This is a genomic window from Flavivirga algicola (assembly GCF_012910715.1).
In the GTDB taxonomy this organism is placed as follows: domain Bacteria; phylum Bacteroidota; class Bacteroidia; order Flavobacteriales; family Flavobacteriaceae; genus Flavivirga; species Flavivirga algicola.
On the sequence record NZ_JABBHF010000008.1, the window covers coordinates 238,104 to 251,350 of the forward strand.

At 35.0% G+C, this 13,247-nt stretch carries 13 protein-coding genes and 1 tRNA gene; 2 read left to right on the forward strand and 12 right to left on the reverse strand.

The window, feature by feature from the left end; translation table 11 throughout:
• Positions 1-54: 54 nt before the first annotated feature.
• The 5 genes from HHX25_RS15010 to HHX25_RS15030 all read right to left on the reverse strand — a co-directional run bounded on the left by HHX25_RS15010 (position 55) and on the right by HHX25_RS15030 (position 5,079).
• Positions 55-780, reverse strand: a complete 726-nt coding sequence (locus tag HHX25_RS15010; protein ID WP_169675186.1) for a carboxypeptidase-like regulatory domain-containing protein — start codon at positions 778-780, stop codon at positions 55-57.
• Positions 781-968: 188 nt separating this feature from the next.
• Entirely contained in the window at positions 969-1,991 is a 1,023-nt protein-coding gene (locus HHX25_RS15015) for a UDP-glucose--hexose-1-phosphate uridylyltransferase (RefSeq protein ID WP_169675188.1), read from the reverse strand.
• A 20-nt stretch (positions 1,992-2,011) separates the two neighbouring features.
• A complete protein-coding gene (gene galK / locus HHX25_RS15020; RefSeq protein ID WP_169675190.1) occupies positions 2,012-3,160 on the reverse strand; it encodes a galactokinase in 1,149 nt (382 codons plus the stop codon).
• Between the two features lie 22 nt (positions 3,161-3,182).
• Positions 3,183-4,067 carry an aldose 1-epimerase gene (locus tag HHX25_RS15025; RefSeq protein ID WP_169675191.1) on the reverse strand — a complete coding sequence of 295 codons (885 nt, stop codon included), beginning with the start codon at positions 4,065-4,067 and terminating at the stop codon, positions 3,183-3,185.
• Positions 4,068-4,086: 19 nt separating this feature from the next.
• Positions 4,087-5,079: a GntR family transcriptional regulator gene (locus HHX25_RS15030; protein ID WP_169675193.1), complete on the reverse strand. Its 993-nt coding sequence runs from the start codon at positions 5,077-5,079 to the stop codon at positions 4,087-4,089.
• A 146-nt stretch (positions 5,080-5,225) separates the two neighbouring features.
• On the opposite strand from HHX25_RS15030, the gene HHX25_RS15035 reads away from it, so the two are divergent.
• Together HHX25_RS15035 and HHX25_RS15040 are read left to right on the forward strand one after the other, a co-directional pair.
• On the forward strand, positions 5,226-6,854 hold the full coding sequence (locus HHX25_RS15035) for a sodium/sugar symporter (RefSeq protein WP_169675195.1): 1,629 nt from the start codon (positions 5,226-5,228) through the stop codon (positions 6,852-6,854).
• Positions 6,855-7,071: 217 nt separating this feature from the next.
• A tRNA-Arg gene (locus HHX25_RS15040) sits at positions 7,072-7,145 on the forward strand.
• Between the two features lie 76 nt (positions 7,146-7,221).
• Here the strand turns inward: HHX25_RS15040 and HHX25_RS15045 are convergent.
• From HHX25_RS15045 to HHX25_RS15075, 7 genes are all read right to left on the reverse strand, one after another.
• The gene (locus tag HHX25_RS15045) at positions 7,222-8,067 is read right to left on the reverse strand and encodes an ankyrin repeat domain-containing protein (protein ID WP_169675197.1); all 846 of its coding nucleotides are present in this window, start codon (positions 8,065-8,067) and stop codon (positions 7,222-7,224) included.
• A gap of 261 nt (positions 8,068-8,328) precedes the next feature.
• Positions 8,329-9,429, reverse strand: coding sequence for a DUF6620 family protein (locus tag HHX25_RS15050; protein WP_169675199.1), 1,101 nt, complete (start codon positions 9,427-9,429; stop codon positions 8,329-8,331).
• 25 nt (positions 9,430-9,454) lie between these two features.
• Positions 9,455-10,501 carry an SPFH domain-containing protein gene (locus HHX25_RS15055; protein ID WP_169675201.1) on the reverse strand — a complete coding sequence of 349 codons (1,047 nt, stop codon included), beginning with the start codon at positions 10,499-10,501 and terminating at the stop codon, positions 9,455-9,457.
• Positions 10,502-10,519: 18 nt separating this feature from the next.
• Entirely contained in the window at positions 10,520-11,284 is a 765-nt protein-coding gene (locus HHX25_RS15060) for a hypothetical protein (protein ID WP_169675203.1), read from the reverse strand.
• Positions 11,285-11,301: 17 nt separating this feature from the next.
• Positions 11,302-11,502 (reverse strand): hypothetical protein, encoded by a 201-nt coding sequence (locus HHX25_RS15065; RefSeq protein WP_169675205.1) that lies wholly within the window; start codon positions 11,500-11,502, stop codon positions 11,302-11,304.
• A 531-nt stretch (positions 11,503-12,033) separates the two neighbouring features.
• Positions 12,034-12,789 carry a fibronectin type III domain-containing protein gene (locus HHX25_RS15070; protein WP_169673983.1) on the reverse strand — a complete coding sequence of 252 codons (756 nt, stop codon included), beginning with the start codon at positions 12,787-12,789 and terminating at the stop codon, positions 12,034-12,036.
• Positions 12,786-13,247, reverse strand: a 462-nt coding sequence (locus HHX25_RS15075) for a T9SS type A sorting domain-containing protein (RefSeq protein ID WP_169675207.1), incomplete at its 5' end; no start/stop codon positions are given. The genes HHX25_RS15070 and HHX25_RS15075, both read right to left, overlap by 4 nt.

Here is a 13,247-nt window from a genome sequence, read left to right on the forward strand (position 1 = left end):
TTTGAAGCTAGGATTTAGTATGATACTGCTTAATTTTAATTGAAATACTTCATATCATTTATTTTTTTTAGATTCTTCGAGTATTTTTAAAAATGTGTTGCTATAAGTTATCAAACTGTCCAGAAGTATAATTTCATTTTCGCTTTTGAGCAATTTTTTATTCAAACTTTTAGCTTCGCAATATTCAAAGAAAAGTTGTTGGTAGTCTTTGGGTATTTCTAAATCCTTATTAAGGAACTCATCGTTAAAGAGTTTATGGTTAGAAAATAAGGAGTCAAAAGCTTTATGTGATATAAGAACCACTGCATTCTTTTTTCTTTTTTTCTTTTTGAAAAGCTTACCAATTAATTGTGCTACTCTAACGAAGTCCAGACCATAATTAGAGTATGTGTCATATAAATGTGGGTTCGCTTTAGAGTCATTAACTATTTGTTCTTTTATCTGGGCTTTTTCATTCTCGGGGTTAAATTTATTTTTTTGTATGAGTACTTCATTGAGCCTGTTTATAATTTTCTTCAACTCTACCACCATAATACTATTAAAATGAGAGGTTTCAAGCTTTATGGTTTTTTTATTATAAAATAAGGAATGGAATGATAAGGTATCGTTTATAGATGCACTAATAGTAAAATGACCATCATCACCAGTGATTGTTTGGGCATTTTTGCTAAGGTTTACAACCTTGATACCTTTAACAGTAGCTTCATGATCATAAACTTTTCCAGTGATGTTTTGAGAAAACATCGAAAAAGGCAAAAGGATAAAAATGAAGTATTTCATTTTTTTGTAGCTAATAGTTTGTTTTCAAATAAAACCCTTTTTAATCATTGAAAGTAGTACATTAAGATTCTTTAACAGTCATTTTTGTTTATTATTAACATGTAATACCAAATAAATCAAAAAACCTGACGGATTTTAAAATCTCATCAGGCTTTTGTTAAAATTTGTATTTTCTAAGGAACGAATGTCTAAATCAGCTCACGAATCATTCTGGCTGCTATTTCTGCGGTAATATCACGCTGTGGCGATCCGAACATTTCATAGCCGACCATAAATTTCTTTACTGTAGCACTCCTTAATAGAGGCGGGTAGAAGCTCATGTGCCAATGCCAATGTTTATTTTCGTTTCCATCGGTTGGCGCTTGATGAATCCCACTAGAATAAGGGAACGATGTGTTAAATAACTTGTCATATGCTTTAGTCAATACCGAGATTGCTTCAGCATATTCAAAAGCTTCACTGCCGTTCAGTTCTAAAATATTTGATTGCTGTTTTTTAGGAACAATCATGGCTTCGAACGGCCAAACGGCCCAAAAAGGAATTAAAACGACAAACGAATCATTTTCGAAAATAATACGTTCCTTCTTTTCTAGTTCTTGAGCTAAATAATCACCTAAAAGGCTACGCTTATTTTTGTTATAATAGGCTAGCTGTTGTGTATTTTTCTTATCTACTTCATTAGGAAGTGTGGACTGACTCCAAATTTGTCCATGGGGGTGTGGATTGCTACAACCCATTACAGCACCTTTGTTTTCAAATATTTGAACGTAATTAATATTGGGGTTTTCAGATAACTCCTTATATTCTTTTTGCCATGCAAAAACAACTTTTTGAATGTCTTTAGCATCCATGTCTGCCAAACTTTTTGAGTGATCTGGACTAAAACAAACCACTTTGCATATCCCAGTTTCACTTTCAGCAACTAACAAGCCGTCTTCTAGTGAAAAAGATTTAGAATCTTTTTGCAGGGCTGCAAAATCGTTAGTGAAAATAAATACATCTTCATATTTTGGATTAACTTCTCCATTAATTCTGGTATTTCCTGCGCATAAATAGCAGGTTTCGTCGTAAGCGGGTCTAAGGTCATTAGAAACTGCTTCATTTTGACCCTGCCACGGACGTTTGGCACGATGTGGTGATACCAAAACCCATTCGCCAGTAAGTATATTTAAACGTTTATGTGAATAATCTTGTAAATCTGTATTTTTCATTTTAAATGAATTGTAATTTATTATTTTACTAGGTGAGTCCCTTCCGATAGTTTTATATAGTAAACAGAACAGTCTTTGTCAAATTTATTTTTATAGGCTATAGATGCAGCTTCTCCAAAAGCTTTCGCCTCATTTTTCGCTACCAGGTTAATGGTGCAGCCACCAAAGCCACCACCCATCATTCTAGCACCTAAAACATGCTCATTTGCTTTTGCCTGATCTACCAGGAAATCTAATTCTTCACAGCTCACTTTGTATTGATGTTGTAAGCCATCGTGCGATTGAAAAATTAATGCTCCTAATGTGTTTAAATCATTATCCTCAATAGCTTTTGAAGCTTTTTCAGCACGATTGTTTTCTTGAATAACATACAATGCTTTTTGATAATTTTCGGGTGTTACTTTATCTTTTATTGCTTCCAGATCTGCTTCTGTAGCATCTCTCAAAGCTTTAATTCCAAGTAATTCAGAGATACTTTCACAAGCAGAGCGTCTGTCATTATAAGCACTGTCAGATAAATTATGCTTAACATTTGTATTGATTAGCATAAGTTGATGGTCTTTAAAATCTATTTTATAGGGTTTAGATTCTACAGTTCTACAATCTAAAAGCAGGGCATTGTCCTCGATACCAAACATACTTGCATATTGATCCATAATACCGCATTTTACACCTACATAATTATGTTCTGCTTTTTGTGATATTAGAATCATTTCATGTTTGGTTAACCCTAAATCAAATAATTCATTTAAACCAAAAACCACACTGTTTTCTAATGCAGCAGAAGACGACATACCTGCTCCTCCAGGAATATCACCTTTAAATACAATATTAAAATTGCCTACCGTTTTGTTTCTATTTTGAATTTCGGCAACGACACCAAATACATAATTTTCCCAACTACCTTCAGCCAATGGCCTTAATTTATCCAACTCAAATTCTACACGACTATCTTTGTCTAAAGCATAGGCTGTAGATACATTGGTATCGCTTTTTTGTATTGCAGCGGCAATACCTTTGTCTACTGCAGCTGGGAATACAAACCCATCATTATAATCTGTATGTTCTCCAATAATATTGATTCGACCTGGAGAAAAAACAAGAATTGGTTCGGTTTTAAATGTATCGATAAATGTTTTCTTTACATCCTTGATTAGTATTTCACTCATTTTAGTATACGGTTTTATGTTGTTATTTTATTTTTAAGCTCCAGTTAATGTTATAGGTATTATTGGCATCTAAAACTTCTAAGCCAATATTATTGTTAAAACTGTCTGAAACACCTGTTGTAGGTTCAATAGCTATGGTGTTTGATTTAGGAGGCGTGTAGGCTTGAAGATAATTATTTTCAGCCGAAGACCCAATTATTAATTGATATTTAGGAGTGTTGAATGTAACTTCATTTGAATCTAAAACCCAGCAATCGTCTAACTGCTTGTCTTCAATATTGAAAGCCTCCTTTAATTCGAAATCTTCAATTCCCGTTGTAATATTCCTTTCTCCTAAAACTATTTTTTTAGTACTGTTGAAATTAAGTGAACTATTAAATAAATTGTCACTTAAAAAGTAAGGATGCCATCCTAAAGTAAAAGGAAATGCTTTTGAATCTGTATTTTTTACAGATACGTTTAAATTTAAGTTACTTAAAGTGAAAACATATTCTAACTGCATAGTATAAGTGTATGGAAATCCGATAGATAGATCAGTTTCATTATATTCTAACAGAATAGATGCAGTATCATGATTCGTTTTCTGATCTATTATTTGAAATGTTTTATTATAAACCAATCCATGTAATGCATTGTTTTCTTCTTTTTGATTTGTTTCAAATTGAAACTCGTTATCATTAAAAGTATAAGCACCATCTTTAATTCTGTTAGCGAAAGGGAATAAGATCGAAGAGGCATAGGTATTGGCATATGTTAATGGCGATAAATCCTTTATGATAGCATGGCCGTTTAATGTCAATTCTTGTAAGCTAGCTCCAGAATTAAGGTGAATTTTTCCATATACCTGACTTTCAGAATTTTCAATTTCTACAATATTTAGTTCTTTGTTATGATTAATTTTATACACTGTTTTTTGATTTTGTTTGTTATAATGAATTCCTGATAATTAACTTATTAGGGTTTTCTATTTTGATTTGTTCTTTGTTTAATATCATTTCCGCTAAACGTTGCCCCATCATATTAAAATCTGTTGAAATGGTAGTAATGCCACCTTCAACAATTTCTTTAAGTAGGGTGTCGTTGTATGAGATAACGCCAATATCTTTTACTAATGACAGGTTCTTGTTTTTCATTTTTTTTATGATTCGAAGTAAATTTTTATCATCTGGCATAATGTATAATTCGCCTTTTTCTAGAATTCTATTTGTTAACGAATTTATAACCTCAAAAGGCATTTCACTTTCTTTGCAAAATCTTTTAAAACCTTTTAACATCCCTTGAGGTTGCTTGCTTTTAGAAAAAATTAAAACTATTTTGTTGTATTTCTTGATTAGGTGTGATGCCTTGGTAAGGTTGTTAAAAATTACCTTTTCAAAATCCTGATAAATAGCAGAATATTCTAATAAGTCTTCATGTACTTGATCTAAAATATAGACCTTATCCTTTGGAAGCTTTTTTATGTCCTTATTTGTATTTGTCAAGTTTGCTGGCATAATCACATAATAATTATAGTCCCCAGCATTGTCATTGATTAATTTGCTAAAAAAGTTCTTGTTGAAATGATGAAAAAAAGTATCTACTTGAATGTTACCACCTAAATTTTCCAAAAAAGAATTATATAAATCCTCCTTAAAGGAATTCAATTCATCAAAAAGCAAGAATATCTTTTGCGTAACATTTACGTGCTCGCTAGCCACATAATACCCCTTTCCAACTACAGATTGAATAATGCCTCTGTTTTTTAGCTCGTTAAAAGCCATCAAAACAGTATCTCTTGAAAGCTTATGGGCATCTTTAATACTATTAATAGAAGGGATTTGGTCGCCTTTTTGTAAAGTACCACAAAGTATAGCATTCTCAATTGAATTGATGATTTGCTTATACTTTGGAATACCTATTTCTTTCTTTATTTGTATCATAATAAATGCTACAAATGTATCATTATTTTTTATAAAAACCTACTAGACCCTACTAGTTTGCTTTTTTATTTTTCAAAGTCCTATTTTTTTAAAAATTTAATTTTATATTTGAATCTTATATTTATAAACTAAATAATTATTTTATTATGACAGCAGGATTCGATATGTGGGACTATGTAGTCTTTATTGCTTATGCTATTTTAATTTTGGGCGTAGGATTGTGGGTATCTAGAGATAAAGATGGTCATCAAAAAAATGCCGAAGATTACTTTTTAGCGAGTAAATCTTTACCATGGTGGGCCATAGGTACATCATTAATTGCAGCAAATATTTCTGCAGAACAATTTATAGGAATGTCTGGTTCTGGATTTGCTTTGGGACTTGCAATTGCTTCTTATGAGTGGATGGCCGCTTTAACCCTAATTATTGTCGGTAAGTATTTCTTGCCTATTTTTATTGAGAAAGGGCTATATACGATTCCTGAATTTGTTGAAAAACGATTCTCTACGAACTTAAAAACAATACTTGCTGTATTTTGGTTGGCACTCTACATTTTTGTAAACCTGGCTTCAGTTTTATACTTAGGAGGTCTGGCTATTGAAACCATTATGGGGGTTGATATGATGTATGCTATTATTGGTTTGGCATTATTTGCAGCTGCCTATTCTTTATATGGTGGTTTATCTGCTGTGGCTTGGACAGATGTTATTCAAGTTGTGTTTTTAGTATTGGGTGGTTTAATCACGACATATTTAGCATTAAATACGGTATCTGGAGGAGAAGGTGTTTTGGCAGGTTTCTCAAAAGTTGTAGAAGCAGCTCCAGAAAAATTCCATATGATATTAGAAGAGACGAATGATAATTACGTTAATCTACCTGGTATATGGGTGTTAATTGGTGGCTTATGGGTCGCTAATATATACTACTGGGGGTTCAACCAATACATTATACAGAGAACTTTAGCTGCTAAATCTTTAAAAGAATCTCAAAAAGGAATTTTATTAGCTGCATTCTTAAAACTTGTTATTCCATTAGTAGTTGTAGTACCTGGTATTGCGGCTTACGTTATGGTAAACGATCCTTCTATTATGTCTAATTTAGGAGAAGCTGGAATGCTAAATGTACCTACAACAGAACAAGCCGATAAAGCCTACCCATGGTTATTACAGTTCTTGCCAACTGGACTTAAAGGTATTGCCTTTGCTGCTTTGGCCGCTGCTATTGTGTCTTCTTTAGCATCGATGCTAAATTCGACATCAACGATATTCACCATGGATATATACAAACAGTATATTAATAAAAATGCTGATGATAAAACAACTGTAAATGTTGGACGTATTTCTGCTGCTGTTGCTTTAGTAATTGCTGTAATAGTTGCACCGCTTTTAGGAGGTATCGATCAGGCATTCCAATTTATACAAGAATATACAGGTATTGTAAGTCCTGGTATTTTAGCAGTATTCCTTTTAGGTTTATTCTGGAAAAAAACGACGAACAATGCAGCTATTTGGGGCGCTATTTTATCGATTCCAATTGCATTGGCACTTAAATTTCTTCCAATTCCAGTATTTGAACCTTGGATGCACCAAATGGGAATAACCACTTTGTTGTCTATGTTGGTTATAGTAATATTAAGTAACATGCAAAACAAAGGAGCAGATGATCCTAAAGGAATTCCACTTAGCAAAGAATTATTTAAAACAACACCATTGTTTAATATTGGTTCGTTTGCAATCTTGATTATTCTAACGGTTTTATACGCCTTGTTTTGGTAATTGAGTCAATAAAAAATTCAATAAAAAAACACCATTTTAATGGTGTTTTTTTATTTCATATCAAATTAAATATAGTCCAAATGAATGAATGATTAAATCTAGGACTAAGGTTTTTAAAGCATTATAAATTATTGATGAAATTTATGAACATTTCTTTTGGTTAGATTTATAGTTAATTTTATATTTGCACACCAGAAAACAAAAATGTTTTCTTTTAGGGCTCTTAGCTCAGCTGGATAGAGCACCTCCCTTCTAAGGAGGCGGTCGAAGGTTCGAATCCTTCAGGGCTCACAAAAAGCTTCACTATATTAGTGAGGCTTTTTTGTTTCTAGGGAAAACCAATTAAAATTGTGTAAATTAAAATGTTTCAGGTAAGTAGCTCTTCAATTTGCCTTGCTACATCTCGTGGAATATTAAGATTTTCCAAGTCTTCTTTAACATAGGCATCTTCAATTTTAGCTCCATATTTTAAAAGCAACTTAACACATTCTAAATGCCCTCTAGAAATAGCATTACGTAATACAGGAATATTACCTGGAAAAATTATTTCATTTGGATTGCCTCCTGCTTCCAATAGGAGTTCAAGTGCTTCTGTATTATTGTAATATATAGCTCTGGCCAAAGCAGACCCTGAAAAAGGATGAGAATAATGTATATCGGCATTATTTTCTATCAAACATTTAACAATGTTTATAGCATTAAGAACAACAGCATCTATTAATAGAGAATTACCTGGTATTTCTATATCATCATTAGCACCTGCCATATAAGAATAAGATGTGGGGGCATTTATATCTAAACCATGTTCTAATAATAATTCAAAAAATTTAATATTATCTTTTTCAATTATCTTGCTGGCATATAGATCCCTTTGCGGTAAAATAATAGCACCGTTTTCTAATAAAAATTTTGTTACTCTATAATCTAAACAATCCAAAGCGCTATTTATTGGAGAAGGGCCTATTTTATTTTTAAAGTTTATTCTAGCGCCCGAATCTACAAGTAATTTAATCGTGGCTAAGCGTTCTCTTTTACTTTTTGTGTTTCTGATAACACAAGTTAACAAGTCTCTTTTAAATATAGAATCAATTTTATTAAGTTCTGCTCCTTGATCAATAAATGATTTAATCTTATCTAAATCACGAGGAGGGGGAGTACCAGTTGGTCCACTATAAATAATATATGAGAATAGTTCTTCTGTGATTTCTTTCATCTTTTTCTATGCTGTATAACGATTCTTCCTTTTCCTAATAGCCAATTGGCTAAAGATAAATATTAATAAGCATGTGATAAAACCAGGATAGAACTTATCACACGTTTTTATTAAATAGGACTTTAATCAATTTTTTATTACTTAATAATTCGATTTATCACTTCATTATTAAAAGATGGCTTGATTTCATCTTAATTATATTAACCCTAAAATATAATAGCAACTAGTTCAAGCCATCAACATCAAACATGTAGTCTTTTTTTAGAAATCTATATCATCTCCAGCTTTCGCTGTAGCGAATTCGGCATTATATTTTTCCATAAGCTCACCCATTTCTACAGCTAAACGCGTATCGGTAGCCATTTTTGGAGCCCAGTGTGCTCCCACAGAACTCCAATCGGTTACTGTAAGTCCGTATTCTTGTAAAATAGAGGAAGCATCTTTTCCTTGTGAAGCCCCCATATTTTGATGACACATAACTTTTATATAAAAGTCGAAGTCTTCCATAACTTTTTGTAAAGGACTATTACCATTTGGAGCACTTGATTCAGAACTCTGGTTGGTTTCTCCGTTTGCGAACTTTCCGATATTAGAATCCATAAATGCATCTCCATATACTTTAGATATAGCGAATGTGGTATCCTGAGACATTCTTGCATTCCATTCAGCTGACACCTCGTCCCAGATTGGTTTTTCGGTTCCAACGACTTTTAAGACGTCTTCCAAATCCATACCTCCAGCAATCTTGGCATTGGCGGCAGCCCAGGTTTCCATATCGATTCCTTTTATAGGATCTAATAGTCCGCCTTCTGTAGCAGCTTCTATATGGGCATTCATTTGAGCATCTAACTTTGCATTTATTTTCTTTAGCTCATTATCTGATGCATCATAAGCTTTAGTTTCTGCTTCTTTTAGTTTAATACTAGCTGAATCTACATGGTCTCTTATAGAAAATTGCTCATTACTTTTAAAACCATATTTCCTGGCAGTAGTTTCAAAATCCTCACTATTCTTGATTTCTTTTAATATGTCTTTGACTTTTTTATACTCGGTACCTAATTCTTCGGGAAACCCTAGTCTTAATAAACAAGCATTGAGTTTTCTTTCCACACCATTCGAAAATTCATTTAAATCTACCCAACCTCCCATGGTTTCATCCGGATTCTTTTTATAACATAGCCAAGGTTCTATATAACCAATTTTATCTTGATCTATATCTGGCCAGGTAAAATCTGCAGCTTCTTGATTGACATAATCATAGTTTTCAGAACCAATACCATTTTTAATTTGAATACCTAAAGCAATTGCTTTTTGTCCTTGTTCAGTTTTGTCGTGATCTGAAAATTCATGTGTTGTACTCATGGTGTTAAATTTTTAAGATTTATTTTTAAAATTGCGATAATATTTCTTGTTTCTTTTGCTTGTACTCTTGTTCATCTATGAATCCAGCATCAAACATTTTTTTGAGTTTTTCTAGTTTTTGCATGGGATCATCATTTTGTGCAGAGGATTGTGGAGGTGTACTTTGTTGCTGCGAAGCTTGTTGTTCTTGGTTTTGACCATTTTGATTATTCATCATATTCCCTAACATTTGTCCCATTCCTAATCCAGCTCCCATTTGCATACCTATATTTCCGCCACCTTCGTTTTTGGCCATATTTTTAAGGGCTTCTAATTGCTGATAGTCCTGGTAGCTTACTCCAAGTTCTTTCATGGCTTGAGCTTCTGCACTCATGTCGGCAATCCTCCCTATTCTCGTTTTGGTTTCTTCGTCAAAACTCGTGCCTTCTATTCTAAAGTCGAGGAGTTCAAATCCAAGTTCATCAAAAATTGATGTGCAAGATGTTTTAGAAAATGAAGCAATTTCATTACGATGTTTATCAATTTCGGTATAGCTGAAGGACGCATTGGCTAAAAAATCACTGATAGGTTGCGTAATTCTGGAAAGTATGACTTTTTGTATCTCCTTAACAGGGTAATAAGCATCACCTGCTATAACATTGGTAAAGAAATCTACAGGTTTAGTGATCCTAAATGAAAAATTACCATAAGCACCTAATCCTACTGGGAAATTATAAACTGGATCTTTATAGGTAATTGGAGAAGGGGTGCCCCAACGAATATTTTGCATGTCTGCTTTTCTGTAAAAGAAGATACCTACCTTATGAGCAGATTCAAACTTATACATAACGTTTTTAATTGTTGTCCAAAAAGGAATATTTTCGGTCTTAAGATCGTAAAGACCTTCCTCTTCAAAAACGCCTTCTACTTTGCCTTCATAAACAAAAAGACATCCTTGCCCAGGATTGATAATAAGTTTAGAAGCGTTTTTTATCTCGTCGCCGCTTTCGGTCCATTTTTCAAACAGTGTTTCTGGTTTTGGATCTTGCCATTCGATAACCGAACGGAATTGATTACTAAATGAGTTTGACATTTTTTCTTTTTTTAATTATCAATAATTGGTCTCTAAAGCTATTTTTGCTTCTAAGTCTTTTTCGTATCGGTCACTATAATCGGGTATGATTTCAATTCTTTTTTTCAAGTAGGCTTCTATATATTTTCGATACTGTGTGATCAACTGGTCTTTACTATTTACCTCTCGATCTTCCAGATAGTTTTGAAATTTAAGAAGCTCATATTGAAGATAGTGTTCGAGAGCGGCTTCTTCTCCGAGGGCATGAATAGCAAAGTGTTCTACGTTTCGAGCCTTAATTCCTGGTTCGAAAGTGTTTACAGTTTGACAATATTCACATGTGCTGTAATAGGATCTGAAAAAATTATCCTTTATAGGGAGTTTTGCTTGACATTGCGTGCAGCAAAAGTCGTCGGATAATGTGTTTTTTACTTTTTCAACTAACTTTTTTGCAGCATCAGCAAAAATTCTAACCTCGTATGATTTGAGTCTTTGTTCCAACTCAAATGTAACCTGGTATCCTTTGTCCCTTTCTTGAATATATTGATTTGAATTGAAACCTATTCCGGTATTTTCAAAGGCTTCTCCAACCTTTTCTTGCCAAGTGTCGTTTATTTTATAAATTAGATCACTCGCTTGTGAATAAATTCCCTGCCATGCATTGCTAAAAGTAATCGTTTCAAAATCTGTAGCTTCAAATAATAAAGGCAGCGCGGCTTCTGTTTTTTCTAATACTTCTTTAAACCGATCTTCAATTTTTTTAAGAAAATCGTTCCATCTGTTTTGAGTTTCACTGAAAGACATATTTGTAATGTTATATTTTAATAAAATTGGTTCCCACAGAAATCACAATATTGTAGATTTGTATCATCAGGTCTGGCTGCTCCACAACCACTGCATTTTTTGGTTTCGAGACCTGCATTCATTTCTTTATATTTTTGAGTAGAAGAGATAGCGTTGGCTAGTATATCATCTAAAATATTCTTTTCCTCTTTAGGTTTTTTGTTGTTGTTTTCTTCCATTTTAAGTAGTTGATTTGAAAAAATGTTTATATCTAGTACTAGTGGATTAAATACTTAATAGAATTAGTGCGATTCCCAGATCATAACCTTTCTTTTAAAAAGGTTGTGATTGATTTTCTAATAACGCAACTTATCTAAGTAAGAAATGAGTACTTATTCATTCAAAATTACATTACAAAGATGGGACAAAAGTATTGTGAGGAAAACACCTTTTCTGGTGAAAAAGCACACCCTGAAAACAGGGGGTAGTAGTGGCTTGTTAATGCAGATATGCAATTCTGAAAATATCTATAATTCTAAAAGGAGTTTTGAATTTGAACACGTTAGGGTAGGCTTAATTTAGAAAAAGACAATAGGATATTGAGGCATTGATAAGAAACTAAGAAAGAGTTTATAATAATATGGGGTTGTTTTTGCAGTTTTAAAGAAGAAGATAGCTTGTAACAAAAAACCAGAGAAGTTAATTCTCTGGCTTGAATTTATTAAAAATTTGTCAATCTTTTTTGTTAGGAAGACCATTTACGATTCATACTAATTTGTTGTGAAGCTCCATACCTGTCCAATGGTTATGCCCCCCTTGCCATCCTTTGCAACGACCTTCCAGTAGTAAGTGGTCGCGGCCGCCAGTGAGGAGGCCACATAATCCTTGCTCGGGTGGTCTGCCACCACCTTGGTGGTCGGTGACGGGTCGGTGTCCAGATAGATATCGAAGGTCAGGCTGTCGCCGTCCACGTCCGTTGCACCCCACATCAGTGACGCCGAGGTCCCCTGTACGGTCCCGTCCATTTCTGGCTTCTGCAGCGAAGGGGCGAAGGGCAGGTGGTTCTCCTCCCCAAAGCCTTCCGTGTAGAGCTGGAATGCCGACGAAAAGTCGCTCGAGGCATTCTTGCTGTCGCTCGCCCTCACCCGCCAGTAATAGGCCTGGTCCCTGTCCAGAAGGATGGTCCTGCTGGTAGCGGTTATGTTGTTGACGCTGTGTGTTATCTGTGTGAAGGCGGCATCCAGGGACACCTCAATGGTATACTTTATGGCATCCTCCTCCGCATCGCTCGAGGCCGACCAGCTGAACTCAAGGTTGTTGTCTATGCACAGCAGGTTGTTCTCGGGGGCCGACAGCACGGGTACCGTTGGCGCATTGTTGCCTGTCGGTCCCGGGTCTGGTCCTGGGTCTGGGCCTGGCCCAGGGGCATCACTGCCGCCGCCGCAGGCCGTTACTAAAATTCCGATCATCGTAATAAACAAATACTTTTTCATGGTTGTTCTTCTTTTTGTTGTCTTTTTCATCATTTCTTGATTATTTTTAAAACCTTTGGTCTGCCGTCCCCCATCTCTATGGAGGCAAAATAGATACCAGCAGGCGCGCCGTTTATCTCCAGTCCCACTCGGCCGTCGCTCACGGGATAGCTTCCCGAGGAGACCAGCTGGGAATAAACGTTGTAGACGGACACCGTAACATTTTTGAGTGGTGCGGGCAGCGCTATGGAGAGCCCTCCCTCTGTCGGGTTGGGGGACACAGAAACAATACCGTTCATGGTCTTGCTGAGCACGCCCTCGCAGGCCACACTTGTTTTTACCTCCACCACGTCGCCATAGGAGGCATCAACGGAGAAGGCGGGCGAGGATGTCCGCAGGACCTTTGCGCTGTTCACGTAGACATCGAAGGGCGCCGTGCCCTCGGAGATGTTCACGGCCACCTTGCCAGAGCCCGAGGTCGTCTTGCCCGTTACCGAGGTACCCGCCTCTAT